The following is a 26,735-nucleotide window of genomic DNA, read 5'->3' on the forward strand; positions in this document are numbered from 1 at the left end:
GGACGGGGCCGTCATGCCGCGCCGCCCAGGAGTTCGCGGCGCAGCCGGTCCGCCGTGCGCAGCTGCGCGGCGGTCTCGGCCAGATCGTCGGACGGCTCCAGCGAGCCGTCCGCCAGCGCCAGCGCGGTACCGATCGAGTCGACCCCGCCGAGGTCGTCGCGGACCGAGCGGCCCAGCGTGCCGGTGGCGCCGCAGGCCCGCGCCTCGTCCCGGCAGAAGAACGCCATCTCGCAGCTGGCCATGCACTCGGGCGCGTACCGGGCGTCGACCGCGCGCACCGCCTCGGGCAGCGCCTCGCCGGGAGCGAAGGACAGGTCCGGCGGCAGCTCGCCGACGATCCGGTCGATCCGGGTGAGCCGGGCCAGCTGCCGCTCCAGCACCGCCAGCTGCGGCCGGACGTCCAGCGGGGTGGCGGTGGGCCGGTTGGAGAAGTTCTCCGGGCACACCAGGAACACCTCGTGCGAGACCCGGTCGGCCGGGTGGCCCAGCTCGGCCACCAGCCGGCGCAGCGCCAGCACGTACACCGCGGACTGGCGGGCGGCGGCGGCGACCTGCTCCGGCTCGGCCTGCCCGTCCACCACGGCGAACGACTTGATCTCGATGACGTGCAGCCGTCCGCGCAGCTGGAAGGCGATGACGTCCGGCTCCAGGTAGGCGACCTGCCCGGCGATCTCCAGCCGCAGCAGCGGGTGGTCGAACAGCGTGCCCTCGTCCGACTCCAGCGCGCGCTCCAGCAGCCGCCGGGTGCGGGCGTGCCGCAGTTCGCGGCCCTCGTTCCCGGCCACCACCTCCAGGTCGTCGTAGGCGACCTCGGGCACCTCCAGGCCGAGCCGGTCGCGCAGCAGGGTGAGCAGCTCGGCGCAGCCGTCCGCCTTCACCTGGGCCTCGAACACGTTGCCGCGCGTGATCGCGAACTGGGACTGGCCGAACGGCGAGGGGAAGCCCAGCTCGCGGGCGAGGAAGTCCTTGTCGACCCCGGCGGCGTCCATCACCCCGCGGCGCGCGCAGCCGGGGTTGGCGGTCAGCGCGGCGATGGTGCGGGCGTCGTGGTTGCGGGGCTGGGTGCCGCCGCGCAGGCGGTCCAGGTCCAGATCCAGTGCGGTATCGGTCATCGGTCGTCCTCGTGGGTGGCGCGGTGCGGTCCGGACGCCGAGGAGGCCGGAGTCTCGGACCTGCGGGGCTTGCGGGAGTTCGTGCCCCCGCCCTTGGCGCGGCGCCGCCGGCCCGCCGGGGCGGCCGGCGGTGCCTCCTCCGCGGCGCGCGGGTTCTCGGACGCGCGGGAGCCCTTGCCGCTCCCGCGGGGGATGCGGGGGACCGGGCCCCCGCTCCCGGGCGTGCCGGCCGGCCGGACGCGTGCCGCCGCCGGGTGCGTGTCCGGCCCCGGCGGTGGGACCGGTGCCCCGGCCGGGCCGTCGGTGCCCGAGGCGGCGACCGTGCGCATGGCGCGCAGCCGGCTGCCGAAGAGCCGTTCGGCGTCGTCCAGCCGGGCCAGCACGCGCTCGGCCGCCTCGCTCCGCTCCCGCCCGTCGGCGGTGCGGTGCACCTCCAACTCGGCCTCGGCGGCCGCGGCCAGCGCGGCCGGCTCGACGGTGCCGACCGAGTCCCCGGTCGTGCCGGGGATGTTGGTGGCGAACCGCCACATCAGCCGCTGGACGGCGGGCGACGGCGGCCCGCCGCGCCCGGCGTGCTCGGCGATCCGCAGCGCGGCGCTGAGGAAGTCGGTGCGCGCGCTGAGCGGCCCGACCACCCGCTGCTCCAGCGGCCAGGTGCTGACGGTGATCAGGCCGCGGGCGGGGGCGAGCAGGTCGGCGGTGAGGGCGGCGCACAGGTAGAAGGGCCGCGCGTAGGGCGCGGTGCGGAACGAGCGCTCCTCGTCGCGGCGCAGGCTGGTGAGGCGGGTGCCGGGGATCTCGCCGGGGAAGAACGCCGCGTACACCGAGCCGATCAGCTTGGGCGCGGCCGGGACGCCGAGCAGCGTCAGCGCCTGGTGCACCTGCTCGCGGACCGGGACCAGCCCGCGTTCCCCGCCGGCCCGCTCGCCGCCGGTCGGCCGGGCGTTGCCGCGGCGCGCGGCCCCCGCGCGAGCCTTGGCCGGGTCGGTCGTGGCCGTGCCGGTGGGGGCCGTGTCGGCGGTGGGGGCGGTGCCGCCCGTCGCCGGGGGGCCTTCACCCAGGACCGCGTCGTCCCAGGCGTCCTCGGCGCGGCGCAGCTCGGCGCGCAGCGTCCGGGCGGCGGACCGGTCGCCCTGCGCCATCGCGCGGCGCACCGAGGCGCGCAATTCCGCGATGCGCGCCTCCAGCGCCTCGGGGCTCGGTACGCCGGGTGACGGGGACATGCGGGTGAGAGTACATGAGCTTCCAGACAGTTCCAGTCTTTTCCAGTTTCACGTGTGGCGCGTGTCGCGGAATGTGCGAAGGGCGGCCGCGGATCCTTTGCGCTTCGAAGGCGATCCCTGACACCGGTTTTGCCCGTGATAACGGACTTCTGCGAAATTGTTGGGAGTGATGCGACGGTCCCCGGAAGGAGGCCCTATGACCACCGCCCGCGAAATGATGCACCCGGGTGCGGAGTGCATCATGGAGAACGAGACGCTGCAGGCCGCGGCGCGCAAGATGCGCGACCTGGACGTGGGCTCGCTGCCCATCTGCGGCGAGGACGACCGGCTCCACGGCATCATCACCGACCGCGACATCGTGGTGCGCTGCTGCGCCGAGGGACGCGACCCGGCCCAGGTCAAGGCCGGCGCGTTCGCGAGCGAGGACCTGCACTGCGTGACCGCGACCGACGACGGCGACGCGGTGGTGCGGATGATGGCGCGCTACCAGATCCGCCGCGTGCCGGTCCTGGAGAACCGGCGGCTGGTCGGCATGATCAGCGAATCCGATCTGGCCAGGCATCTGCCCGACGCCAAGCTCGCCGAGTTCGTCGAGAACCTCTACAAGCCCACCCACGCCGCGCAGGCCTGACCGCCGCGCACCCGACGAGCACCCGGGGCCGCGCCCGTCACCGGCCGTCGGCGGGCTTGCGCCAGGTGATGGAGTAGCGCCAGAGCGCGTGCCGGATGAAGCGCGCCCCGGGAAGCAGGCGCACCGCCTCCGCCCGCACCTGGCCCACGTCATGTCGGGATCGACGACGGGCGCGCCCGGATCGACCACGCGGCCGCGCAGGCGCAGGCGGTGGAACTGGTGCACCGGAACGGCGGCGACCGAGTGCAGCAGCTCGCCGACCGATTCGCTCCGGGCCAGCCCGATGACGACCAGGCAGCCGCCGGGGCGCAGCGCGTCCCGCATCGTGGTGAGCGCCGCGGCGAAGTCCATGTGGTGGACGGCCGCGACGCTGCACACGAAGTCGTAGCCCTCGTCCGGCAGGTCGTGGGCGAGCAGGTCGGCCTCGACGAAGTCGACGTTGTCCAGGTGCGCGCTCCGCTCCCGCGCCCTGGCGATCATCTCGGCGGACCGGTCGATCCCGGTGACCCGCCCGGCCCGCGCCGCCAGCCGACGGACGAGCAGCCCGTCCCCGCAACCGACGTCCAGCGCCGCACGGCAGCCGCGCGGCACGGCCCGCAGCACCACACCGTGGTAGTGCGTGTTGTGGTTCCAGTAGCCGTCGCCGGTCCCGGGCCCGGAAGCCGTCGCTGTCATCGGGATCGCTCCTGTTTCCTGTCCTGACGCCGCGCTAGCCGCGCTGATCGCGGCGCAGGGGGTGATCGTCCGGGATCTCCACGATAACGATCCGCACCCCGTCCGGGTCCTCGATCCACATTTCGACCAGCCCCCACGGCTCCTCCCGCGGCTCCCGCAGCACCCGCACTCCCGCGGCCGACAGCCGCTCGTGCTCGGCGCGGACGTCCCGCACCTGGAGCCAGATCATCGTCCCGCCGCCGGGCCGGCCCGAGCCGTGCCCGGAGACCTCCAGGAATCCCGACCCGAGGAAGAACACCATCCCCGGGCTCTCCTCCGGGCCGAACTCCCGGTACACCGCCAGGCCCAGCACGTCGCGGTAGAAGCGTTGGGCGCGGCCGGCGTCGGCGGGGCGCAGCAGGATCCGGCTGCTCAGAATCTCCATGCCGCCCATCCTGCCCACCTGACCCGCGACGCGTCCCCTCGGTGGCGGCGGAGGGCCTTCCCGGCGTGGCGTCCGCGTGCCAGCCTGTTCCCATGATCGATACGGCGGGCGCGCGGACATGGCTGATCAGGCACGGGCAGAGCGAGTCGAACGCGGGGCTGCCCACGAACGGGCCGGGGGCGGCGCCGCTGACCCCGCTCGGCCGCGTCCAGGCGGAACGGGTCGCCGCGGCCTTCACCGGACCGCCCGCACTGATCGTCAGTTCGGCGTTCGCGCGCGCCCGGGAGACCGCGCTGCCGACGCGGGAACGTTTCCCCGAGGCGCCGTACGAGGAGTGGCCCGTTCAGGAGTTCACCTTCCTGGGGCGCCTGCACGCCCCCCGCACGACCAACGCCGAGCGTCGTCCGCACAGCCTCGCCTACTGGGAGCGCTGCGATCCCGCGTACGTCAACGGGGGCGACGGAGAGTCCTTCAAGGAGCTCATCGCCCGCACGCGCGACCTCGTCGAACGCCTGCTCAGCCGCTCCGGCGACGGGCTCGTCGCCGTCTTCACGCACGGCCTCTACATGCGGGCGCTGATGTGGTCGCTGTCCACCGGCGTCACCGATCCGGACCCCGCGGCGATGGGCATGTTCCGCCATTTCCTGCGGGGCTGCTCCATCCCGAACGGCGCCATCGTCGAACTGCGCGCCGACGGCGGCGTCCCGGACGGGCTCCGGCTGATCGCGGGCTCGTTCACCCATCTGATCGGCGAGGACGCCCCGCCCGCCGGAGACGACTCCACCGCGCCGTCCCGGCGGCCCGCGGCGGAGCATCCGGCTCAGCTCGTGAAGCCGGCGAAGTAGGTGGCGGCCATGTCCTCCTCGCCGTGGCCCTGCTCGAGGGCCCGGCGGAAGCGCTCGCCCGCCGCGTCGGTCATGTCGACCCGGATCCCCGCCGAACGGGCGGCCTCGCCGATGATGCGCGTGTCCTTCTCCGCGTTGCGCAGGGTGAAGCTGGGCTCGAAGTCGCCCTCCCGGATCGCCTTCATCTTCGCCTGCAGGTAGGGGCTGTCCATCGGGCCGCCGGAGACGACCTCGGCGAACAGCGCGGGGTCGAGGCCCAGGCCCTGCACCAGCGCGAGCGCCTCGGCGGCGATCGTGGTCAGCGAGATGCCGTACCCGACCGTGGCCATCTTCAGCCGGGTGCCGTTGCCCTGCGCGCCGTCGTCGCCGACCCACAGCGTCTTGCCGCCCAGCGTGCCGAAGACCGGCTCCAGCGGCTCCCGCGCGGCCGGCGGCCCGGCCGCCAGGATGACCAGCGCGCCCTGCTCGGCGGGCTGCTTGGTGCCCTGGACGGGGGCGTCCACGAAAAGCAGCCCGTGCTCGGCGGCCAGCGCGGCCAGCGGCTCCAGCGCGGCCACCCCGACCGTGCTCATCTGCACCCACGGCTGCCCGGACCGCAGCCCGGGCGCGGCGTCCCGCATGGCGGCCAGCACGGTGTCGCCGTCCTTGAGCATGGTGATGACGACGTCGGCGCCGTCGACGGCCTCGGCGGGGGAGGCGGCCACGGTCGCGCCGTCGCCCGCGAGCGGTTCCGCCCGCGCGCGGGTGCGGTTCCAGACCCGGAGGTCGAAGTCGTGCCGGAGCAGGTTGCGGGCCATCGCGGTGCCCATGATCCCGGTGCCCAGCAGGGCGACTGCGGTCATGATCCGATCCTTTTCTGTACTGATTGGTCTAAAATGTCGGTGGCGACGTTACCGCTCCCGTGACGCTGTCTCAAGCCGGCGCGAGCGCGGTCAGCCGTAGGCGTGACCGTCGTGGGCGAGGCCGTCGCCGGCGCCGGACGCCTCCGCGGGCGTCTCGGTGTACGGCGCCGCGAAGGCGTCGAGCGTGCGCTCCAGATGCGCCGACCACCAGCCCACCAGGGCCGCCGCCCGCGTGCTCGCCGCGGGATCGTCGCCCGCGGCCTCGCCGTCGCCCAGGTAGCGATGGCGCAGCGGCGCGACATCGCACAGCCGCTCCCACCACTCCCGGTGCACCGCCGCCTGGATCTGCCCCGCGTCCAGCGGGAACGCCAGGCGATGCCCGCGCACGAAGGAGATCACGCGGTCGAGGTCGAGACCGCGCTCGTCCTCGCACGCGAACAGCGCCGCCGCCGCCCGCACCAGCTCACCCGCGACCGGGCCGGTCGTCATCGCGTCCCAGCCCAGCACCGCCGTCACGTTCCCCGAGCCGCCGTAGCGCAGGTTGCCCTCGTGGAACGAGCCGTGCAGATGGCCGACCGTGCTGACCTCGATCTCCGGCGGCTGGTGGTCGGCCAGCTCGGCGAGCAGCCCGCGCCGCTCCAGCAGGCGCCGCTCGGTGAGCGCGGCGAAGTCGTTGCCGCCGCCTGCCGGAGCGGCGCGGCCGGGCAGCGCCGCCAGCATGCCGTCGATCGCGGCGGCCGCGTCCGCCGCGCGCGGCGTCGGCACCAGCAGGCTCTGCTGGACGGGAGCGGTCAGCCGGTCCATCGCCGCGTGCAGCTCGCCGAGCAGCGCACCGAGCCGCTCGCACTGGGCGAACGTCAGCTCCAGCCCGCCGCGCCGCCGTCCCGCCACCCACGGGTAGAGGGCGAAGCCGCGGCCGCCCGCGGTGACCAGCGTCCGGCCGCCGCGCGCCGCCGGAACGGGCGCGAGCACGGGAAGGCCGGCGGCGTCGAGCGCCGCGGTCACCGAATGCCGGAACGCCACGCGGCGGCGGCCCTCCCCGTACTCCTTCAGGAAGTACGAGCCCGAGCCGGCGTCCACCCGCCAGCGACCCGGACCGGTCGGTGCGGGCGGCGCCGCGTCGGCGATCCCCCAGCGCTTCAGCAGACGCGGCGGCGGATCGTCGCCGTCGGCGCTCCGTGACGTCGGCACCTCAGCACCCCGGTGGCTTCTGGACGGTCGAACGCGTGTTCACACCGACGCTACACGCCCCCGCCCGTCCGGTGAAAGGGAACCACGCGATCAGAGGCGCTCCAGGACGACGACCGGGATGTCGCGCTCGGTCTTGGCCTGGTACTCGTCGTAGTCCGGCCAGGTCGCCACCATCTTCTGCCAGAGCCTGGGCTTCTCCTCCGGAGTCGCGGTGCGCGCGCGGGCGCGGAACCGCTCGCCGCGCACCTGGACCCCGGCCTCAGGGTCCTCCTTGAGGTTGCGGTACCAGTCGGGATCCGCGTCGGCTCCTCCCTTGGAGGCCACCACGACGGGGTTGTCGCCGTCCCACTGGTAGATGAGCGGCGTCGTGTACCGCTTGCCGCTGCGGCGTCCCTTCGTCGTGAGCAGCAGGGTCGTGGTGCCCTGCCAGTCGTGGCCCTCCTCCCCGTCGGTCTCCTGGTAGCGCTTGACGTGTTCCTGTCCGTACAGCATCGGACTCCCCTTCTTTCCCGATCTCCCGGGCGTCGCCGGGATGCCCGGGGCGACAGTCGACCCCGCAGGCACCTTCCCGCGTTTGCGACGATCATTACGGAGATCGCCGAGCGATCACTACGCTGGGCCGATGAGCTCTGCCGACGAGGTGGCGCGGCGCTGCGCCGAGACGCTGCGCGGACGGGACCGGGTGGCGGCCGACCTCGGCATGGAGGTCGCCGGCGTCGCCGCGGGCCGGGCCCGGGTCCGCATGACCGTCACCGCCGTGATGGTGAACGGCCACGGCCTCGCGCACGGCGGCTACCTGTTCCTGCTGGCCGACTCCGCGTTCGCCTACGCCTGCAACACCCACGACCGGGTCACGGTCGCGGCGGCGGCCGACGTCGTCTTCGCCGCGCCCGCCCACGAGGGCGACGTCCTGGAGGCCGCGGCGGCCGAACGCACCCGCTTCGGGCGCGGCGGCGTCTACGACGTGACCGTGCGGCGGGTCGCCGACGGCACCGTCATCGCCGAGTTCCGCGGCACCAGCCGCAGCCGCGACGAACCCGTCCTCCGGGACTGAGGCCCGGATCGGCGGCGTCTTGATCGCCTCTTGGCCCGGCACCGGGGGATCGAACGGCAGGGCCGGGGAATGAGCCGCGGGAACCGCGGGGTTGTCGCGGGGGACGGTTTCCGATCACAGGAGGTACGCATGGATCTCGGCCGCTTCGGAGTCTGGAACGTCGGCATCCGCTGGGGTGACGCTGGACGCAACCGGGAGGCCGCCGCCGAGCTGGAGGAACTCGGCTACGGCACGCTCTGGCTTGGCGGCAGCCCCAGTGTTCCGGAGGCGAAGCCGCTGCTGGAGGCGACCTCCCGCCTCGTGGTCGCCACCGGGATCCTCAGCATCTGGGACCACGAGCCCGAGACCGTCGCGCCGCAGTCCGCCGAACTGGACAAGGACCATCCCGGCCGGTTCCTGCTCGGCCTCGGCGCCAGCCACGCCCCGCTCGTGGGGGAGCGGTACACCCGCCCGTACAGCGCGATGATCGACTACCTGGACCGGCTGGACGCGGCGGGGCACCCCGCCGAACGGCGCGTCCTGGCCGCGCTGGGTCCCAAGATGCTGGCGGCCTCGCGCGACCGCGCCGCGGGCGCCCACCCCTACCTCATCACCCCCGAGCACACCCGGCTCGCCCGCGAGGCGCTCGGCGAGGGCAAGCTGCTGGCCCCGGAGGTCAAGGTCGTCCTCGAACGCGACGCCGAGCAGGCCCGTGCCGCGGCGCGCGGGCACCTGGAGCGGTACCTGGAGCTGCCCAACTACACCAAGAACCTGCTGCGGCTCGGCTTCACCGAGGAGGACCTGGCCGGCGGCGGCAGCGACCGCCTCATCGACTCCGTCTTCGCGTGGGGCGACCTGGAGGCCATCGCCCGCCGCACCGCCGAGCACCTCGACGCGGGCGCGGACCACCTGGCCCTCCAGGCCATCGTCAGCGGCGGAGAGGACGTCCCGCTGCGCGAGTGGCGCGAGCTGGCGCAGCTGGTGAAGACGCAGGGCTGACGCCGATCCGCCGGTCATGCCCACCCGGAGCGACGCGTCCCCGGCCGTGAACCCGCCGGGGACGCCCGCGGGGCCGGATCAGAGCTGGTCGAGCACCCGGTGGAGGAAGCTCACCGTGTCGTCGGGCCGGGTCGCGGCGATGCACAGGTTGTTCATCGCCCGCATGTAGGTGTCGACGTCGGTGGGCTTGTCGAGGTAGAGCGCGCTGGTGAGCTGCTCCATGAAGACCACGTCGGACAGGCCGGGCTCGGCGAACCGCAGGATGGTGAACGGACCGCCCACCGCGGCGTGCTCCATCGCCCCGAACGGCACGATCTGGAGCGTGACGTTCGGCAGCCCGGTCATGTCGATGAGGTGCCGGATCTGGGCGCGCATCACCTCGCGGCCGCCGAGCGGGCGGCGCAGCACCGCCTCGTCCAGCACCGCCCACAGCGTCGGCGCGTCGGGCCGGCTAAAGCGCTCCTGCCGCATCATCCGCAGGCCGACGCGGCGCTGCACGTCCTCGTCGGAGGCGTCGTTGTAACCGAGCCGCACCACGGCGCGGGCGTAGTCCTCGGTCTGCATCAGCCCGGGGATGAACTGCACCTCGTAGGTGCGGAGGAGGGAGGCGGCGCCCTCCAGCCCGAGGTAGGTCTCGAACCAGCCGGGCAGCACGTCGCCGTACTGGTGCCACCAGCCGGGGGTGTTGGCCTCCTTGGCCAGCTGCAGCAGCGAATCGCGCTCTTCGGGGTCGCTGACGCCGTAGAGGGTCAGCAGGTCGGCGACGTCGCGCTGCTTGAACCCGACCCGGCCCAGCTCCATTCGGCTGATCTTGGAGTGGGATCCCCGGATCTCGTCGCCGGCCTCCTCGGTGGACATCCCGCGCGCCTCCCGCAGCCGGCGCAGCTGGGCGCCGAGCAGGATGCGCAGGACGGTGGGCCCGCCGTGGCGCGGGTAGTCGAGGAGCCGGCCACCGGCCGAAGGGGTCTCGGCCGACGACATCGGTACAGCTGAATCCTGGGGCAAGGGGTCACCAGCCAGTCGACGGGACCGTTCTACAGGGCGGAACGGCACTGCAACATGCTAGGGGATCGGGCCCCGCTTTTGGGAAGTGTGAGAATTTCAGCCTCGGCGATCGCGGCGAGCTGTGATAAAGGGCGGGCTGGTCACACCGGACCACCTGTGGTCAGTGTGATCTTCGTCTATGCCCGCAGTCTAGGGAGTCCCCTGTGGTTCCGCAGGTAGTTTGCCATATAAACGGGCGTCCGAGCACACGGGGTGACGCGTGACGAAGCTCTCGCCCGGATCGGTGAACATCTCGAACCGCGACCAAGTCTTTATATACGGAGGGCCTCGTTCGCCCCGCCGCCGTCCCGCGGGGCTCCTGCCGACCCTGTACGCGGTGGCGCGGAGTCGCCCGGGGGAAGCCGGGCGGGGGACACCGGGCAGGTCTTCCGGACACCGGTTCGCAGATCTTGGGGGATTCATGCGCTCGACCACTCATGAACTGCCTGACATCCGTTTTCTCACCTCCGGCCCCGTCACCGAGGACGAGCGGGCGGCCGCCGAACGGGCGCTCCGCACCGTGCTCGGCGACGTGCGCGGCACCGTCTCGTCGGCCGGGCTGACGCTGAGCGTCGTCGCCGACGGCGCGCTGCCGCGCCCCGCGCTCGCCCAGGCCGTCGTCGAGATCGGCGGGCGCAAGGTCCGCGCGCAGGCCGCGGCCCGGACGATCACCGAGGCGATCGGCCTGCTGCGCGAACGCCTCACCCTCCGTACATCCCACCTCCGGGACGGCTGACATCCGGCCGGGGCCTTGAACCCGCGGGCCGGGGCCGATCCGGCCCTCCGCCGCGGGGCCGGACGGCGGCGAGACGCCTGGCAATGGACCACTCGCCGCCGTCCGGGACGGCCTCACGGCCTATGCCACGCCCCTGGGCGCGCGGCTGTCCGCCGCGAAGGAGGAGACCGGTTCCGGTCAGGCGTCCCGTCGATTTAGGACAAACGCCCCCGCCCACAGGGGCAGCGCCGCGTACGCCACCGCCACGGCCACCGCGACGGCGGGCGGCAGGAAGGTACCGAAGATCGACGTCGCGTTGTCCCCGCCCGCGATCTGCTCGGGCAGCGAGTCCGGCAGAAAAGCGGAGATCCTCTTGCCCCAGGTCTCCGGCAGGAACCCGGTGAAGATCGGCAGCAGGTACCACGGCATCGTGAGCCCGACGATCGCCCCCGCGGTCGAGCGCAGCAGCACCGCCAGGCCCAGCCCCAGCAGCGCGTACACCGGCAGCATCGACGCCCGGGCCAGCAGCTCCGGCAGCTCGCTCACGACCGCCGTGCGATAGTCCGGGATGGGCCGGTCCCCGATGAAAAGACGGGTGGCGAAGAAGGTCACCAGCGTCATCACGAGCCCGGCGGCCAGAGCGGCCGTCCCGACCACCCCGGCCTTGGCGGCCAGGACGGCCGAGCGCCCCGGTACCGCGGTCAGGGTCGTGCGGATCATGCCCGTGCGGTACTCGGAGGTGACGGCCAGCACCCCCCACACGCCCAGGCACAGGCCGCCCGCCCAGCACACGACGCCCGCCGGCTCGGACAGCACGAACCTGGCACGGCGCTCGGGGGTGAGCCCGTCCCAGATGACCGTCGCCTGCCACGCCAGCAGCACGCCCAGAAGCATGATCACCAGGGCGGTGCCGAACACGATGTGCGTGGAACGTACGGTGCGGAGCTTGAGCCACTCGGCCGCCACCACGTCCGGCACCAGCCGCCTTTCCTCCCGCACTCCTCTTCCTTCCGTGCGTGTCAAGAGTCCCTCCGTGCGAACGAGAAGGCGCCCGCGCCGAGTGCGATCAGCGTGTACGCGGCGAGGAGCACGACCGCCCAGGGCCGGGACAGCACGCCCGGGTCACCGGAGAAGCCGGGCGCGGCCGCGATCTGGTCGGGCAGGCTCAGCGGCAGCACCGACGCGATCCGCTCGCCCCACGGGGAGGGCAGCAGAGCCGCCAGCGGCGGCAGCACGGCCAGCAGCACCACCACGCCCGTGATCGTCCCGGCGGTCGACCGGACGGCCGCGCCGAGACCGCACGCCACCAGAGCGATCACCATGGCCGTCGCGCCCAGCGCCAACACATAGGGGACGTGCTGGGAGAACTCCGCGTCGAACGCCGGGATCGGCCGGTCGCCGACGATCATTCGTCCCGCCGCCACGGCCGCCGCCAGGCACACCAGCGCCGTCACCAGCGTCACCGCCCCCACGACCACGGCCTTGGCCGCGAACAGCGGCCCGCGGCGCGGCACCGCGGCCAGACTCGTCCGGATCATCCCCGTCGCGTACTCGGAGGTGAACGTGAGCGCGCCGAGCACCGCCGCGCAGATCGGCAGCGCCAGGACCAGCGGCTGCACGGCGGGCGCGGCCTGCGCCGTGGCCCGGCGCTCGGGCGCCAGCCCGTCCCAGTAGCGCGCCGCGAGCCAGGACCAGAACCCGCAAAGGACCAGGAACGCGGCCGCCGTCGCGAGCGTCCAGGCCGTCGAGCGGACGGAGCGCAGCTTCAGCCACTCCGCCGCGAGAACGTCGATCACAGGCCGGCCCCCTTCCCTGTCGCGCGGTACTCGGTGCTGTCGGCGGTCAGCCGCATGTACGCGTCCTCGAGCGAGGCGCTGCGCGGCGTCACCTCGTACAGCGGAATCCCCTTCGCGGCCGCCGCCTCGCCGATCGCGTCGACCTCCAAGCCCCGCACCGACAGCGCCCCGTCCGCGTCCGCGTCCACCGTCGCCCCGGCCGACACCAGCACCGCCGACAGCTCCGCCGCCCGCGGCGACCGCACCAGCACGCCCTGCCGGAACCGTTCCGCCAGCTCCCGCACGGACGTGTCCGCGATCAGCCGGCCCTTTCCGATGACGATCAGCCGGTCCGCGGTCAGCGCCATCTCGCTCATCAGATGGCTGGAGATCAGCACGGTGCGGCCCTCGCCCGCCAGCGACCGCATCAGCTCCCGGATCCAGCGGACGCCGTCCGGATCCAACCCGTTCACCGGCTCGTCGAACAGCAGCACGCCCGGATCGCCGAGCAGCGCCGCCGCGATCCCGAGCCGCTGCCGCATCCCCAGCGAGAACCCGCCGACCCGCTTGCGGGCCACCCCGGCCAGACCCACCTGTTCCAGCACCGCCGCCACACGGCTCACCGGGATCCGGTTGCTGCGCGCCATCCAGCGCAGATGGTCGATCGCGTTGCGCCCGCCGTGCACCGCGTTGGCGTCCAGCAGCGCGCCGACCTCCACCATGGGACGGCGCATCTCGCGGTAGCGGCGCCCGTTCACCAGCGCGTCGCCGGACGTCGGCGCGTCCAACCCGAGCAGCACCCGCATCGTCGTGGACTTGCCGGCGCCGTTCGGCCCCAGGAACCCGGTCACCGTGCCCGGCCGCACCTGGAACGACAAGCCGTCGACGGCCACCGACGAGCCGTACCGCTTGGTCAGCTCTCGTACTTCGATCATGCCTCAACCGTCCCGTCCCGGGCGTCCCGGCACATCGGAGCGCGGTCGGGACCGCGCCCTCGGCCCCCGGGCCGACCCCGGCGCGCCCGCCGGGCCGATCTCCTACCCGGGGATGACATGCCACGGCCGGAGGCGCGCCCGGGCCTGGGCGGATACCGTCGGCTCGTGGACGATCCCGAGCTGAGCCCCCTCCTGATCCGGCGGCTCGACCGGCGCCAGCTCATCGGCCTGGACGCCTTCGCGGCGCTCGCGTACACGTTCGTCATGCTCGCGCTGACCGCCCGGCGCGACACCCACCTGGCGCCCCCGCCCGCGGAGTTCCTGGTCGTGCTGCTGACCGGGCCGCCGCTGGCACTGCGGCGCAGATGGCCGACCCAGGTGTTCGGCCTCGTGCTCACCATGTCGATCACGGCGATCGTCCTGCGGCTCCCGGGCGACTCCTTCCTCGCCGCCGCCTACGCCCTCTACCCAGTCGCCCTCGCCACCCGCCGGCGCCGCTGGATCCCCACCCCGCTGATCGGCGCCGTCAGCGGGATCGTCATCATCGCCGCGCCCGTCGCGGGCCCGCCGGACGGGATCGTCGGCCGAGTCGGCCACACGCTGCTGTCCCTCGCCGCCGTCGGAGCCTCCTGGACGATCGGCCGGGCCGTCCACGAGCGGCGCGCGTACGCCGCCCGGACGGCCCACCAGCTCACCGAGCAGGCCGTCACGGACGAGCGCCTGCGAATAGCCCGCGAACTGCACGACGTCGTCGCGCACAGCATGAGCCTCATCGCGGTCAAGGCGGGCGTCGCCGTCCACGTGGCCGAGGCGCGTCCACAGGAGGCTCTGGACGCGCTGCGCGTCATAGAGGCCACCAGCCGCGGCGCGCTGACCGAGATGCGCCACCTATTGGGCGTCCTCCGCACCAACCCGCCGCCAGACGCGAACCGGGCCCCCCGGACACTCACCGAAGCCGAACTGGAGCCCGTCCCGGGGCTGGCGGGGCTGCATGGTCTCGTCGACACCGCGGCCATGGCCGGCGTGCGCGTCGACCTTCACCTGAAAGCGGGCGAACTGCCCGAAGGGGTCGCGCTCGCCGTCTACCGGATCGTCCAGGAGGCGCTGACCAACGTCGTCAAGCACGCGGCCCCCGCGCGCAGCCGCGTCGTGATCGAGCAGGACGAGCACGAGGTGCGCGTCGAGGTGACCGACGACGGTCCCGGCGCGCGGATGCTCCCGGGGGAGACACCGGGCCACGGGCTCATCGGCATGCGCGAACGCGCGATGATGTACGGCGGAGAGCTCATCGCGGGCCCCCGGCCCGAGGGCGGCTTCGCGGTGACGGCCCGACTGCCGCACGACCGGAGCGCCTCGTGACCGTACGCGTCCTGATCGCCGACGACCAGGCGCTGCTGCGCGGCAGCCTGCGCGTGCTCCTGGAGACCAGCCCCGGGTTCGAGGTCGCGGGCGAGGCGGGCGACGGCGCCGAGGCCGTCGAGCTCGCGGCCCGGACCAAGCCCGACGTCGTCCTCATGGACATCCGCATGCCCGAACTCGACGGGATCGAAGCGACCCGCCAGGTCTGCTCCGACGCCCCCGCCGTCCGCGTGCTCATCCTCACCACCTTCGACCTGGACGCCTACGTCTACGCGGCATTGCGCGCGGGGGCCAGCGGGTTCCTGCTGAAGGACACCCGGCCCGCCGACCTCCTGGCCGCCGTCCGGGTGGTCGCGTCCGGCGAGGGACTGCTGGCCCCCACGGTGACCCGCCGCCTGATCGCCGAGTTCGCGAACCGTCCCGAGACCTCCGCCCCGCCGGCCCGCGAACTCGAGACCCTGACCGCCCGCGAACGCGAGGTCCTCGGCCTCGTCGCCCGCGGCCTGTCCAACGCCGAACTGGCCGAGCACCTCCAGTTGAGCGTCGCGACCGTGAAGACGCACATAGGCCACCTTCTGGCCAAGCTCCACGCACGCGACCGCGCCCAGTTGGTCATAGTCGCCTACGAAACAGGCCTGATCCGCCCACGCGCCTGAGGCCTGACAAGTCCAGAGTTTGCAACTCCAAGCGTGCAAAGGAGCTCTGGTTGGACGCGGCCTCGGGAAGTGCCAGCGGCCTTGGTGACCTTGCGTAGCCGGTAGTTCAGGCTGTTGATGGCAAGAGCAGTCGGCCGTCGGCTGGGTCGCGTGCGTTGCACCAGTGCGGTTCGAGACGAACGGCCTGCCGAGCCGTCACCTCGCGAGGGGCCCTCAACGGGACGTCCCGCGCGCCGGCACCCGTCGCTGGTCCGTCGGGTGACGGTGTGCTGGGACGTTCGGTGTATTGGGCCTGCCAGTCCAGGTGGTGTCGGCCCCTTTTGCGATGGGGCGTTCACCAGGACGCATGACGTGCTGGGCCGTCCGGACCGTGCGTGTGACGGTCGTCGGTTCACCGGGACCAATGAAGTGCTGGGCCGTCCGGGCCATGGGTGGACCTTTGGGCAGGGCGTTCACGAGTTCACCAGGACGCATGACGTGCCGGGGCGTTCGGGTCGTGCGTGGGGAGATGGGGGAGGGCGTTCGCGGGTTCAAGGGGACGTCACGTGCTGGGCTGTCCGGGCCGTGCGTGCGTGGGTTGGGGAGGGCATTCGCTGGTTCATCGGGGTGTAGGGCGTGCTTGGACGTCTGGTTTGCTCGTGTTTGGGTGCATGAGGAGTGGAGGGGGCACCGGTCCGCCGGGTGACGGTCTGCTGGGACATCCGTGTTGTGAGGGCTTTGGAAGGGGCGTTCGTCGATTTGGCGGGAGACGGGGCGGCGAGGCGGCCGGCATCGCGTCGCGGCCAGGCGCGCCCACACCGCCCGACCGCTGCCGCGGGGAGTGGCGGCCGGTGAGTTGCTATCAGACTCGGGTGGCCAGTTCGGTCAGCGCGGGGGAGAGCCGTTCGAACTGCTCCGTCATAGAGCCCAGGGTCTCGCCGAGAACGGTCACCAGGACGTGGTCGGCGCCGGCGTCGAGGTGGGCCTGGAGCCGTTCGGCGATCGTCTTCTCGGTGCCCCAGGCGAAGCGCGCGTCTATCAGCTCGTCCGTGCCGCCGCCGGCCAGGTCCGCGTCGCCGTGGCCCAGGCCGCGCAGGGCGCTCGTATACGGCGAATCCGGGATGTTCAGCAGTCCGGTGCCGCGGATGATCTCCCGGGCCGTCGCGGGATCGGTCTCGGGGATCACCATCTGCAGGACGACCAGCAGGCGGTCCGGTCCGAGGATCTCGCGGGAGCGTCGCGTGTGCTCGACCGGCATCGTGGCGGGCAGCGCGCCGTCCGCGCGCTCGCGGGCAAGACCGGTCATCTTCGGCCCCAGCGCGGCCAGGATGCGGGGGAACGGTACGGGCGGGCGGGGCGCCATGGCGGCAGAGGCGTCCAACTGGTCTAGATAGTCCCGCATGCGGCCCAGGGGCCGTTCCCATTTCTGACCGCTCTGCTCCACGATCGCGCCCATGCTCACGCCGAGGCCGAGTGCGAGACGTCCCGGATAGGCGTCGGCCAGGACCGCGGCGCCGCCTTGCATGGCGGCCGGGTGCCGCGCCCACACGTTCGCGATCGCCGAGCCGACGACGATCCGTTCGGAGGCGGCCAGCATGACGCCCATGTGCGCGAACACCTCCCGTCCACCGATCGCCTCGTTCACCCACACGGAGCGGTAGCCCGCCTTCTCCACCCTTCGTACGCTCTCCCGCCATTCGTCGGCCGGTGCGATCGGCACCATCAGGCCGGCGCCTACCCGTCCCAGGCGTCGCCGGGTCTCCTCGACGGTCATGCTCGCCATCGTCGTCTCCTCGCTAGAATCGGAACGTGCGGCCCGCTTTTGCGCACAGTACCGGAACGAGCGACCCGCTTGTCAATGAGAGGATCCGATGGCCGAGCCTCCTTCGCTGCGCGCCGATGCCCGGCGCAACCGCGACCGCGTCCTGATCGCCGCCCAGGAGGCGTTCGCTGAGGCGGGCATGCTGGTGCCGTTGGACGAGATCGCACGTCGCGCCCAGGTCGGGGCGGGCACCGTCTACCGGCATTTCGCCACCAAGGAGGCGTTGTTCGCGGAGGTCGTCGCGGATCGGATCCGGCAGATCGTCGCGGAAGCCCGTTCCCTGGCCGACGCCGATGACCCGGGAGAGGCCTTCTACGGCTTCTTCGCGAAGGTCGTCGAACGGGCGGCGTTCAACCGCGCGGTCTGCGAGTGCCTGCAGGACGAGGTCGGCGTCGTCCGGCTCCGGGACGACTTCGACGTCGCCCTGGTCGACCTCCTGCGCCGGGCCCAGCATGCCGGTGCCGTGCGGGCGGATGTGGACCTCCACGATGTGCGCGCCCTGCTGGTGGGCTGCCTTGCCATGGAGCGCGGTCGGCAGGCTCCGGGGCGGATGGCCGCCCTTGTTTGTGACGCGCTGCGGCCCGTAACGAAACCCCTCGATCGTAACGAAACTTGCGAGATTTGTAACGCGGCGCTGTCGTCGTCCGCGACCGGCAGGCCGGCCCGCTACTGCAGTGCGGCCTGCCGGCAGAAGGCCCACCGCCGCCGGAAATCCACTTGATCGCAACCTGCTCCACGCAGGACGGTGGGTACCGTCCCCCAGAGCGAGGAGCCCCATGAGGCTGATCCGGGCCGAGTTCGACCGCGACTCGATCACGGTCTACCAGGCGTACCGTCCCGAGATCGGCGGCCCCGCCGTACGCCAGGGACGCTTCGTGCCCCCGTTCTCCCGGAACCGGATGACCTGGATCAAACCTTCCTTCCTCTGGCTGATGGCCCGGAGCAACTGGGCCCGCAAGCCCGGCCAGGAGATGGTGCTCGCCGTGCGGATCTCGCGCTCGGGCTGGGAGGAGGCCCTGGCACAGGCCGTCCCCACGCACCCCGACCGCAGGGTCTTCGGCAGCAGCGACGAATGGCGGGCGCGGTTCGCTGAGGCCCGGGTGCACGTCCAATGGGACCCGGAACGCACTCTGCGCGGGCAGAAACTCGATGCGCGCAGCATCCAGATCGGCCTGAGCCGCCACATCATCGACTGTTATGTCGATGAGTGGACAATCGCGATTGAAGACCGGACTCCGCTGGTCCGTAAGATCCACCGGCTCCTTCAGGACGGCCAGACCGCCAAGGCCAAGCACCTCCTTCCACGCGAACGCCCCTACCCGCTGTCCCCACAGCTCGCCCACCGCTTGGCTGCCGACCCCTCACCCACCACCACCCAAGGCCGCCCTTAACGCCTTCAACAGGGCAGTCCGCAACCGAGCCAAAGCAGGCATGGCCATCACCCGAAACCGCCAGACCGTGGACAGGGATCTCTACCAGCGGAAACGCGCCGAGCAAGAAAGCTCTGCGTGGTGGCCGGCGGCCCTGGGAGCGGCGGCACCACCCCAGCGCAGATCGCATCACCTTCCGAGGCGCCCGTTCGCCGGAAGGCCGCCTGCACGGCCGCTTGGACGACGGCGCGCGGGGCCCGTTGAGACGTCTGCCGGATGGCCTCGACCAGCCGACCCTTTGACGATCTCGGCGGCGATGCGGCGCATGGACGCCGCATCCAGCCCTCGGCGCCGGCGATCCGCACGGCCGCCTCGGTGATTCGCGCGCGGCTATAGGCCAGGCGTGGTCATTGCGCCGGGGTTCGCGCCGAGGCGGTGGGGAGGCTCAGTACCAGACGGCCGGCGAAGCCGCCGCGTTCGGCCGCCTTGGTGGCGCGGAGATGCTCGAGGTCGGTCTGGCTGAGGCCGTGCAGAGCTGCCAGGGCGTGGAGAACCTCCAGGATGTCGGCGAGTTCGGACGGGTCTCCGGACGCGACGTACTCGCCGGCCTCCTCGTAGAGTTTCGCGCGGAGCAGGCTCGCGTACTCCCCGTCCTCGGCGGTACGTGCCTCCGGGATCCTGCCGGCGGCTCGGACGATCTCCGGGATCCGGTCGCGGACCAGTTTCTCGGTGTGCTCGCCCGCCTCCTTCGTCCGGTGGGCGAGGGTGCCGGCGCGGCGATCGAGGGACTGCACCCATTTCACCGCCACGGCGGCCGTCTGGACCAGCTCGGTGCGCAGGGCGTTGACGTCGGACTCGGCCAGGGCCTCGAAGAACTCCTCGGTGAGGATGTGCCGCCAGGTCAGTTCGCCCCGCTCGTAGGCTGCGGCGCACTCCTCCTTTGCTTCCTGGGCCTGCCGCGCGTACTCTTGCCCGCTTCCGTCGGGAAATTCCTGGACGCCCCAGAGCCGATCCTGGGCGGCTCTCTCCTCGGCGATGTCGGCCAGCACGCGGTCGAGTGCACCGGCTGTTCCGTGTTTCTCCATGTCGGACGACGGTAGCCGCCCAGCCTTTCGCAGGACCGTCGAAACAGGTTCTAATAACGCATGCCCTCCGCTCCTCTGCCCCGCTCCTTGCGCATCGGGTACGGCCTCGGTTCGTTCTGCGCCGGCACGTTCAGCACGGTTCCAGGACTGCTGTTGCTCTACTACATGACGAACTCCCTCGGTGTGCCCGCCGGGTTGGCGGGGCTGGCGGTCTTCCTGCCCAAGGCATGGGACCTGGTGGTCAACCCGTATGTCGGACGCTGGTCGGACCGCACGGTCTCGCGTCGGCCGTGGCTCCTAGGGGGTGCGGTCGTGCTTCCTCCCGCCTTTGCCATGACCTTTGCGGGCAGCCCGGTGTCCGGAGCGCCCGCCGCGCTCTATATCGGTGTGTGGTTCTTGCTCGCCGCCACGGCCTTCGCCTTGTTCGAGGTGCCGTACAAGGCGATGCCGGCGGAGATGACCGACGACTACCACGAGCAGTCGGCGCTACTGACCTGGCGCATGGGCTTCCTCGGAGTGGCGATCCTGCTGGCGGGCGGGCTCGCGCCCGCCCTGGTCAACATCGAGGGCGGTGAGCCGACGGTCGCCGGTTACCGGTTGATGGGCCTGGTCATCGCGGTGGTGCTGCTGGTCGCGATGGTGGCCACCTTCTTCGGCACGGCGAAGGCGCCGCGGATCGAACGGGCGGAGACCGAGCATGTCGGGCTGCGCGCGCAACTGGCCGCCGCGCGTGGCAACCGTCCGTTCATGCTCTTGCTGGCGCTCAGCGCCGCCCAGATGCTCGCCATCGGGGTCATGCTGGCCGGCTCGCCCTATTTCGCCTCCTACATCCTTGAGGACACGGCGGCGATCACGACACTGTTCCTGGCGCTCATCGGACCTATGGTCGTGATGATGCCGGTATGGGTCAGGGTGTCGCGCAAGTTCGACAAGCGCGGCGGAATGCTGGTGGCCAGCCTCCTTTTCATGGTCGGCGGGGTGGCGCTGTCCTTCACGCGCACCTTCGGTGAGGCGTATGCCCACGGCTGCGTGATGCTCATGGGAGTCGGCTTCGCCGGTCTGCAGTTGCTGCAGTTCTCGATGCTGGCCGACACCCTGATCTACGACGAGCTTCGCTCGGGCAAGCGCCGCGCGGGAGTGTTCACCGGGCTCTGGACCGCGACCGAGACGGTGATGATGGCCTTCGGTGCGCTTCTGTTGGGCTGGATCCTCGACGCCGCGGGGTTCGTCTCCTCCGAGCCCGACGAACCGGTCTCCCAGCCGGCGAGCGCGATCGACGCCATCGTGGTGGGCGGTGCTCTCGCGCCCGCGCTGCTGGTCTCCATCGCCATCGCCTGCACGTTGAAGTACGACCTTTCCGCCGAGACCCTGAACGCCTTGCGCAGGGCCCGCGACGTCGTCACGGCCTGAGCCGGGGGCCCGTCAGCCGACGGTGGCCGCGCCGTCCGGGCCGAGGCTGAGCAGGTCGTACATCAAGGGCGGGACCTCGTCCCACAACCATTCGTTCAACGTGCCGGGAAACTCTTCGGGTGGGCCCACACCAAGGATGTGGGGCTCTTGGGGCGTGAGCCGCACGAGTACGGGATCGTCGCTCCAGATGGGGTCGTCAGCGCCCCAGTAGGCGGCGAAGTCCGCTCCGGAGAGGGACAGGACACGGGGGAAGGAGTGGCCGCCGGGCTGTGCGGCCATCGGCAGCAACCGCTGCGCAGTCGTTCGAAGGACATTGAGGCCGGCGAGATCGTGCGGGCACGACACCCCTGTCATCTGAAGCTCGGGAAGTCCGAAGCGGCTCAGCCCGTGGGTGGTGAGCTCGACGCAGGCGCAACCGTCGACCTCGTCCTCGGGGGCCTTGCAGCGGCCGGCGTCGCGATAGGGCGGGAGCCAGGCGCCGAGCCAGTCGTCGGCGAGCCTGAACCCGGAGGGCTCGGCGGCTCGGGCGGAGAGGACCTGCCCGGTGTCGAGATCGACCGGGACGGCATCGAGATGCTCGGCGATGCACCTGGCGACGGCGCGTGCGAGCCTCATGCCGTAAGGCCGATCCGTGGACGGCAGCGCCGCCGTGACGCCGATGTGATGGCCGCAGCCCAGCGCGAGATCTTTGAGACCGGCATCGTCATCGTCGACGGCGTGGGCGAGGCTCCAGGGGGAGTGGGCGGCCGGGTAGGAGGTGATGGCCAGCCGCGGCGAGCCGAGCCGCTCGATCGCCTCCATCGCGAACGGGGCCGGCAGCCGGCGGAGCGCCGGCATCGGCAACTCCCGGGGCGCGTGATCGGTGGCGACGACGAAGCACGAGGTGGTCTGCTCGGGGACGGTGAAGCTGATGGACTCGGACATGACGTGGTCTCCTCGGGCCGTTGCCGGACGACTGGCATCCAGGCTGACCCGGGGACGCGACCGAAAGAAGTAGAACCGGATTCTGTGGATAACTCGGCGTGACGAGCTCACACGGAGCGGCATCCTGATTTCGCGGCGGCGGCCACGGCCGTGAATAAATGGGGCGAAGGTGTACGAGTCTTTGCCGATGCTCTATTCGGCCGCTTTGTGTGGATTTCTTGGTTCGAGTGCGCCGTATCCAGTTAGTGTCGCATGGTGCATCAGCCTTCGACCACGCCGGTCACCTCTCGCCCCCGTGCGTGGTCACCCTGAATCGGGGGCGTCCTAGAAGGCACCGGGGATTTTGGCAAGGCGAAATGTACTCGATAAGTGAATGCTGTCGACGTCAGCTTGGGGAGCATCGTGCTAGCGAATCAGGGCCGGGGCAAAGATGACCTTTGCCCCGGCCCTGATGGCGTTACGCTTTCTGCTCTTAGCGGGAGCCGAGGTCCACGTAGTGGCGCTCGCCCAGACCCACGTACACCTGCCGCGGGCGGCCGATCTTCGTGTCCGGGTCGTTCATCATCTCCCGCCACTGGGCGATCCAGCCGGGGAGCCGGCCCAGGGCGAACAGGACGGTGAAGGCGTTGGTGGGAAAGCCCATCGCCTTGTAGATGACGCCCGTGTAGAAGTCGACGTTCGGATAGAGCTTGCGCTCGATGAAGTAGTCGTCGTTGAGTGCGACCTCTTCCAGGCGCATCGCCAGGTCCAACAGGGGGTCGGACTTGCCCAGCGTGTCGAGGACCTGGCGGGTGGCCTGCTTCACCACGGCGGCCCGCGGGTCGTAGTTCCGGTACACGCGGTGGCCGAAGCCCATCAGCTTGACGCCGGGCTCCTTCTTCTTGACCCGCTCGACGAACGAGTCCACGTTGTCGCCGCTTTCGTGGATGCGCTCCAGCATCTCTAGCACGGCCTGGTTGGCGCCGCCATGCAGCGGGCCGAACAGCGCGTCGACCCCTGCCGCGATGGACGAGAACAGGTTGGCGTGGCTGGAACCGACCAGCCGCACGGTCGAGGTAGAGCAGTTCTGCTCGTGGTCGGCGTGCAGGATGAACAGCATGTCCAGGATCCGCACGATCTCCGGGTCGACCTCGTAGGGCTGCGTGGGCAGGCCGAAGGTCATGCGCAGGAAGTTCTCCACGTACCCCAGGGAGTTGTCGGGGTACAGCAGTGGCTGCCCGATGGAGGTCTTGTACGCGTAAGCGGCGATCGTGGGCAGTTTGGCGATGAGCCGGATGCTGGAACGGTCGACTTGTTCGGCGTCGAAGGGGTCCAGGCTGTCCTGGTAGAAGGTCGACAGCGCGCTCACCGCCGAGGACAGCACCGCCATCGGGTGGGCGCGCCGAGGGAAGGCCGAGAAGAAGGCCCGGAACTTCTCGTCCAGCAGGGTGTGGTTGCGGACGCTGTCGCTGAACGACCAGAGCTCGTCGGCGGTCGGCAGGCTCCCGTAGATCAGGAGGTAGGCGACCTCAAGGAAGGAGGACTTCTCCGCCAGCTCGTGGATCGGGTAGCCGCGGTAGCGCAGGATCCCCGCGTCACCGTCGATGTAGGTGATCTCCGATGTGGTGGACGCGGTGTTGGTGAAGCCCGGGTCCAGTGTGACATGGCCCGTCTCCTTGAGCAGGCTGCTGATGCCTAGCCCGGAGGGGCCCTCGGTGGCCTGCGTCACTTCGAGGGGCATACGGCCGCTCGCATGGTTGAGCTCGAAATCGGACATACTCTCTCTCGCTCCCAACTCCGTCCACAAGTGCGTAGACGTTCCGTTCCTCATCGTATCCACGCGATCATGTGGCTTGATCCGGGGGTTGCCCAGGGTTGATGGTGGGGCTTGACAGCGGTGGTTGACGGCGGGGGACGCCGGGTGCTGCGGTGGGTGCATGGGAGACCGTCTGGCCCGAGAACTGGTGTCGCGAGCGCGGAGCGAGATCGCGGGGGCCGCCACCGGCAACCGGTTCCTGGAGTTGCTCGAGGCGGGCGCCGTGCCGCGCGACCGCCTGACCCGGCTGGCGGGGGAGGAGTACCGGATCGTCGGCAGCGACCGGCGCAGTTTCGCGCTCCTGGCGTCGCGCTACCCCGAGCCCCCTGCCGGCGACATGTTCCTGTCGCTGGCCCAAGGGGAAGGGCAGGCCCTGTCCCTGCTTCAGGATTTCGCCGCCGCGCTTGACCTGGGTGAGAAGGATCTCAGGTCGTACGAGCCGCGCCCCATGGCGCAGGCCTATCCGGCGTATCTTGCGCAACGTGCCGCCTTTGGGACGGCCGGCGAGGTCGCGCTGGCGATGCTGGCCAACCTGGAGGAGTGGGGGGCCTATTGCGGCAGGACCGCTGGAGCTCTGCGGGCCCACTACGGCATGGACGAAACGGCCGTCGGCTTCTTCGACTTCTTCGCCGAGTCTCCGCCGGGTTTTCCAGAGCAGGCCGTCGCCGTCATAGCCGCGGGCCTGGCCTCAGGCGACGACCCGGAAGACGTGGTCCGGGCAGCCCGACTCCTGCACGCCTATGAGACGGCCTTCTGGGACGCCCTAGCCGAAGGCCTTTCCTGAGTGAGCTTCGGCGCCCAAGCTCAGCCTTGCTGCGTGGGACCTTTCGCCTGGGCCCTCCGCACAGGGGCGCCGGAGGTCAAAACGAGGAAGGCAGGATCGCTGTGACCTCGGTCACGGTCTGCTCGTTCTCGCCTATGAGGGTGGCCACGTCCGTGGGCAGCCATTCCTCGCCGTAGTGGGCGTCGAGAAGTGTGGAGAGGGCGGTGAGGACCTGCTCCGGAGACGGACGTTCGGTCGCCTCCTTGGACAGGCACCGCGTGACCAGGCCGCGCATGGGGTCGGGCAGGCCGGTGAGATCGGGATCGCCGTACACAATGCGCCCCCGCACCTTCCGGTCGGCTCCGAACGGTGCCTTGCCGACTGCTGCGTACACCAGCGTCGCGCCCAGTGAGAAGACATCGCTCAAGGGCGTGACTGTCTCGCCCAACGCCTGCTCTGGGGACATATAAGCGGGCGTGCCCAGAACCTGGGAACGTGAGAGGGGGACCGCGTCCAACGGGCGCGCGATGCCGAAGTCGATGACACGGGGGCCGTCAGCGGCCAGGAGCACATTGGAGGGCTTCAGGTCCCGATGGACTATTCCGGCGCGGTGGATGGCGATGAGTGCCTCCGCCAGCCCGGCCCCAAGGTGACACGCGGCCTGTTCAGGCAGCGGCCCCTTCTCGGCAACGGCCCCGGAGAGACTGACTCCGTTGATGTACTGCGTCGCCAGCCATGGATGCTCTGCGTCCGGATCCGCGTCCACAACCGGTGCGGTGTAGAAACCGCTGACCGATTGGGCAGAGGCCACCTCACGCCTGAAGCGTTCCCTCCATTGGGGGTCGTCCAGCAGTTCGGACCGGATGACCTTGACGGCCACGAGCCTGCGGCTGGGCGAGCTGGCAAGGAACACCTGCCCCATGCCGCCCTCTCCCAGTTTGGCCGCGACCCTGTACGGGCCGATCGTCCGAGGGGCGTCTTGGGGCAGAGGTTGCATGAGCACCGATTCCGATCACGACTGGGAGGCCGTCTTATGGTGCCACGGGCCCCCGCGATTCTCGCTCCGTACGCTCCTCGAAGACCTCATGTCCAGGGGAGCGCGGCCCTCTCCGCCCAGTAGCGCGCCGAGGGAACAGAAAGGGGTGCGAGCGCCTCGTGGACGGATTCGTCCAATACCAGATCCAGCGCGGCCAGATTGGAACGCAATTGGGCCGTGCTTACGGCGCCGATGAGAACCGTGTCCGCCCACGGCTGATCTAGAACCGCCGCAAGGGCAACGGCGTCCGGCCCTACGCCATGCTGTCTCGCCACGCGTTGTACGGGGTCAGGCGGTTGGACGGCCAACCTTCCGTTGGCCAAGGCTTCCTTGACGAGTACGTGGACGCCGCCTTCGTGAGCCTCCTGGAGAGCCGGTCCCGCCGAAGGCTCCAGGACGTTCCACGTGGACTGGACCGTGCTGAACAGGCGTCGCCCACCCACCTCCATGTCCAGGGCCTTGCGAACGGTCTCAGCCTGGCGCGGCCCAGAGGTCGAGAAGCCGAGCCGTACACCGTCGTCGAAAGCCTCGGCCAGCGCGGCCCGCAACGCCTTGTCGCTGAAGAGAGGGCTGTCCTCGGTGAGCGAGTGCACCTGGTAGATCGCCAGGTCGTCCCCCAGCAGCCGCCTGGACTCGGCGTACTGCTCCTGGAAGCGCTTCAGGCTGTGCTCTTTGACCTCATGAACGTCGGCGTCCATCCGCCAGCCGCCGACGTACGCGTAGCCCCACTTGCTGGACACGGTGACGTCCCGATGCCCGCGTTCGGCCAGCCAGCCCCCGAGGAACTCCTCGGACTTCCCGTACGAGCGCGCCGCGTCCACCCACCGCACACCCGCTGTGTAGGCCGCGTCCAGCACGTCCCAAGTCGCCCTGCGAAGGTCCTCCACTCCGCGCTCCGGTGGCAGGCCCTCCGAGCGGCCCATATTGATGTACGCCGGCCTTCCCACCGCAGCAAGGCCCATCCCCAGACGTCGCACTGCACTCATGTCCCCACTCTCGCACGCGTGTTTCCACAGAATGCCGTAGTGCGGCTCTGGTAGGACATGCGGCGACGCTAGGCGGGGATGGCTGAAAGGGCTGGCGGTTTCCGTC

General features: G+C 71.3%; 27 protein-coding genes and 1 pseudogene. 11 read left to right on the forward strand and 17 right to left on the reverse strand.

From position 1 onward, the window contains the following. Positions 1-11: 11 nt before the first annotated feature. Positions 12-1,112, reverse strand: coding sequence for a hypothetical protein (locus ABD340_RS11365; RefSeq protein WP_344588715.1), 1,101 nt, complete (start codon positions 1,110-1,112; stop codon positions 12-14). Then, on the reverse strand, positions 1,109-2,335 hold the full coding sequence (locus ABD340_RS11370; RefSeq protein WP_344588716.1) for a hypothetical protein: 1,227 nt from the start codon (positions 2,333-2,335) through the stop codon (positions 1,109-1,111). The genes ABD340_RS11365 and ABD340_RS11370 overlap by 4 nt, the downstream gene beginning before the upstream one ends. A 196-nt stretch (positions 2,336-2,531) precedes the next feature. Here ABD340_RS11370 and ABD340_RS11375 point away from each other — a divergent pair, with 196 nt between their 5' ends. Further along, a complete protein-coding gene (locus ABD340_RS11375) occupies positions 2,532-2,966 on the forward strand; it encodes a CBS domain-containing protein (RefSeq protein WP_344588717.1) in 435 nt (144 codons plus the stop codon). 258 nt (positions 2,967-3,224) lie between these two features. On the opposite strand, the pseudogene ABD340_RS11380 reads toward ABD340_RS11375, so the two are convergent. Both ABD340_RS11380 and ABD340_RS11385 read right to left on the reverse strand, forming a co-directional pair. Next, positions 3,225-3,641, reverse strand: a pseudogene (locus tag ABD340_RS11380) (class I SAM-dependent methyltransferase); the annotation flags it as partial. Between the two features lie 34 nt (positions 3,642-3,675). Next, positions 3,676-4,065 (reverse strand): VOC family protein, encoded by a 390-nt coding sequence (locus tag ABD340_RS11385; RefSeq protein WP_344588718.1) that lies wholly within the window; start codon positions 4,063-4,065, stop codon positions 3,676-3,678. A 92-nt stretch (positions 4,066-4,157) separates the two neighbouring features. Here ABD340_RS11385 and ABD340_RS11390 point away from each other — a divergent pair, with 92 nt between their 5' ends. Beyond that, positions 4,158-4,910, forward strand: a complete 753-nt coding sequence (locus ABD340_RS11390) for a histidine phosphatase family protein (protein ID WP_344588719.1) — start codon at positions 4,158-4,160, stop codon at positions 4,908-4,910. On the opposite strand, the gene ABD340_RS11395 is transcribed toward ABD340_RS11390, so the two are convergent. From ABD340_RS11395 to ABD340_RS11405, 3 genes are all read right to left on the reverse strand, one after another. After that, on the reverse strand, positions 4,886-5,752 hold the full coding sequence (locus ABD340_RS11395) for an NAD(P)-dependent oxidoreductase (protein WP_344588720.1): 867 nt from the start codon (positions 5,750-5,752) through the stop codon (positions 4,886-4,888). The genes ABD340_RS11390 and ABD340_RS11395 overlap by 25 nt on opposite strands. 90 nt (positions 5,753-5,842) lie before the next feature. Beyond that, positions 5,843-6,943, reverse strand: a complete 1,101-nt coding sequence (locus ABD340_RS11400; protein WP_344588721.1) for a phosphotransferase enzyme family protein — start codon at positions 6,941-6,943, stop codon at positions 5,843-5,845. A 90-nt stretch (positions 6,944-7,033) separates the two neighbouring features. Beyond that, positions 7,034-7,435 carry a nitroreductase family deazaflavin-dependent oxidoreductase gene (locus tag ABD340_RS11405; protein ID WP_344588722.1) on the reverse strand — a complete coding sequence of 134 codons (402 nt, stop codon included), beginning with the start codon at positions 7,433-7,435 and terminating at the stop codon, positions 7,034-7,036. 130 nt (positions 7,436-7,565) lie between these two features. Here ABD340_RS11405 and paaI point away from each other — a divergent pair, with 130 nt between their 5' ends. Beyond that, positions 7,566-7,997 (forward strand): hydroxyphenylacetyl-CoA thioesterase PaaI, encoded by a 432-nt coding sequence (paaI, locus tag ABD340_RS11410; RefSeq protein ID WP_344588723.1) that lies wholly within the window; start codon positions 7,566-7,568, stop codon positions 7,995-7,997. Between the two features lie 129 nt (positions 7,998-8,126). Continuing rightward, on the forward strand, positions 8,127-8,975 hold the full coding sequence (locus tag ABD340_RS11415; protein WP_344588724.1) for an LLM class F420-dependent oxidoreductase: 849 nt from the start codon (positions 8,127-8,129) through the stop codon (positions 8,973-8,975). A 78-nt stretch (positions 8,976-9,053) separates the two neighbouring features. Here the strand turns inward: ABD340_RS11415 and ABD340_RS11420 are convergent, their stop codons facing one another. Next, on the reverse strand, positions 9,054-9,956 hold the full coding sequence (locus tag ABD340_RS11420) for a helix-turn-helix domain-containing protein (protein ID WP_344588726.1): 903 nt from the start codon (positions 9,954-9,956) through the stop codon (positions 9,054-9,056). Between the two features lie 484 nt (positions 9,957-10,440). Here ABD340_RS11420 and ABD340_RS11425 point away from each other — a divergent pair, with 484 nt between their 5' ends. Beyond that, positions 10,441-10,755: a hypothetical protein gene (locus tag ABD340_RS11425; RefSeq protein ID WP_344588727.1), complete on the forward strand. Its 315-nt coding sequence runs from the start codon at positions 10,441-10,443 to the stop codon at positions 10,753-10,755. Positions 10,756-10,932: 177 nt separating this feature from the next. Here ABD340_RS11425 and ABD340_RS11430 read toward each other — a convergent pair whose 3' ends face one another. The 3 genes from ABD340_RS11430 to ABD340_RS11440 are packed head-to-tail and all read right to left on the reverse strand — an operon-like array spanning position 10,933 to position 13,444. Beyond that, positions 10,933-11,733, reverse strand: a complete 801-nt coding sequence (locus tag ABD340_RS11430; protein ID WP_344588728.1) for an ABC transporter permease — start codon at positions 11,731-11,733, stop codon at positions 10,933-10,935. Positions 11,734-11,753: 20 nt separating this feature from the next. Further along, entirely contained in the window at positions 11,754-12,530 is a 777-nt protein-coding gene (locus ABD340_RS11435; RefSeq protein WP_344588730.1) for an ABC transporter permease, read from the reverse strand. Then, a complete protein-coding gene (locus ABD340_RS11440; protein WP_344588731.1) occupies positions 12,527-13,444 on the reverse strand; it encodes an ABC transporter ATP-binding protein in 918 nt (305 codons plus the stop codon). The genes ABD340_RS11435 and ABD340_RS11440 overlap by 4 nt, the downstream gene beginning before the upstream one ends. Before the next feature lie 165 nt (positions 13,445-13,609). Between ABD340_RS11440 and ABD340_RS11445 the strand changes: the two genes are divergently transcribed. Both ABD340_RS11445 and ABD340_RS11450 read left to right on the forward strand, forming a co-directional pair. Next, positions 13,610-14,803: a sensor histidine kinase gene (locus ABD340_RS11445; protein ID WP_344588732.1), complete on the forward strand. Its 1,194-nt coding sequence runs from the start codon at positions 13,610-13,612 to the stop codon at positions 14,801-14,803. After that, positions 14,800-15,459, forward strand: coding sequence for a response regulator transcription factor (locus ABD340_RS11450; protein ID WP_344588733.1), 660 nt, complete (start codon positions 14,800-14,802; stop codon positions 15,457-15,459). Before ABD340_RS11445 ends, ABD340_RS11450 begins: the two co-directional genes overlap by 4 nt. An 841-nt stretch (positions 15,460-16,300) precedes the next feature. On the opposite strand, the gene ABD340_RS11455 is transcribed toward ABD340_RS11450, so the two are convergent. Then, positions 16,301-17,221, reverse strand: coding sequence for a TIGR03620 family F420-dependent LLM class oxidoreductase (locus tag ABD340_RS11455; protein ID WP_344588734.1), 921 nt, complete (start codon positions 17,219-17,221; stop codon positions 16,301-16,303). Positions 17,222-17,309: 88 nt separating this feature from the next. On the opposite strand from ABD340_RS11455, the gene ABD340_RS11460 reads away from it, so the two are divergent. Together ABD340_RS11460 and ABD340_RS11465 are read left to right on the forward strand one after the other, a co-directional pair. Beyond that, positions 17,310-17,981, forward strand: a complete 672-nt coding sequence (locus ABD340_RS11460) for a TetR/AcrR family transcriptional regulator (RefSeq protein WP_344588735.1) — start codon at positions 17,310-17,312, stop codon at positions 17,979-17,981. Positions 17,982-18,036: 55 nt separating this feature from the next. Next, on the forward strand, positions 18,037-18,651 hold the full coding sequence (locus ABD340_RS11465) for a DUF4291 domain-containing protein (protein ID WP_344588736.1): 615 nt from the start codon (positions 18,037-18,039) through the stop codon (positions 18,649-18,651). Between the two features lie 386 nt (positions 18,652-19,037). Here ABD340_RS11465 and ABD340_RS11470 read toward each other — a convergent pair whose 3' ends face one another. After that, entirely contained in the window at positions 19,038-19,715 is a 678-nt protein-coding gene (locus ABD340_RS11470) for a nucleoside triphosphate pyrophosphohydrolase (RefSeq protein WP_344588737.1), read from the reverse strand. A gap of 60 nt (positions 19,716-19,775) precedes the next feature. On the opposite strand from ABD340_RS11470, the gene ABD340_RS11475 reads away from it, so the two are divergent. Continuing rightward, entirely contained in the window at positions 19,776-21,125 is a 1,350-nt protein-coding gene (locus ABD340_RS11475; protein WP_344588738.1) for an MFS transporter, read from the forward strand. Positions 21,126-21,137: 12 nt separating this feature from the next. On the opposite strand, the gene ABD340_RS11480 is transcribed toward ABD340_RS11475, so the two are convergent. Then, entirely contained in the window at positions 21,138-22,049 is a 912-nt protein-coding gene (locus ABD340_RS11480) for a hypothetical protein (RefSeq protein ID WP_344588739.1), read from the reverse strand. Positions 22,050-22,521: 472 nt separating this feature from the next. Continuing rightward, positions 22,522-23,805 (reverse strand): citrate synthase, encoded by a 1,284-nt coding sequence (locus ABD340_RS11485; protein ID WP_344588740.1) that lies wholly within the window; start codon positions 23,803-23,805, stop codon positions 22,522-22,524. A 160-nt stretch (positions 23,806-23,965) separates the two neighbouring features. Between ABD340_RS11485 and ABD340_RS11490 the strand changes: the two genes are divergently transcribed. Beyond that, positions 23,966-24,628: a thiaminase II/PqqC family protein gene (locus ABD340_RS11490; RefSeq protein WP_344588741.1), complete on the forward strand. Its 663-nt coding sequence runs from the start codon at positions 23,966-23,968 to the stop codon at positions 24,626-24,628. Positions 24,629-24,704: 76 nt separating this feature from the next. Here ABD340_RS11490 and ABD340_RS11495 read toward each other — a convergent pair whose 3' ends face one another. Together ABD340_RS11495 and ABD340_RS11500 are read right to left on the reverse strand one after the other, a co-directional pair. Beyond that, complete coding sequence (locus ABD340_RS11495) at positions 24,705-25,604, reverse strand: serine/threonine-protein kinase (RefSeq protein ID WP_344588742.1); 900 nt, start codon at positions 25,602-25,604, stop codon at positions 24,705-24,707. An 86-nt stretch (positions 25,605-25,690) separates the two neighbouring features. After that, positions 25,691-26,629, reverse strand: coding sequence for an aldo/keto reductase (locus tag ABD340_RS11500; RefSeq protein WP_344588745.1), 939 nt, complete (start codon positions 26,627-26,629; stop codon positions 25,691-25,693). Positions 26,630-26,735: the final 106 nt, after the last annotated feature.

Origin of the sequence: Actinomadura vinacea, from assembly GCF_039532545.1 — a bacterium.
In the GTDB taxonomy this organism is placed as follows: domain Bacteria; phylum Actinomycetota; class Actinomycetes; order Streptosporangiales; family Streptosporangiaceae; genus Spirillospora; species Spirillospora vinacea.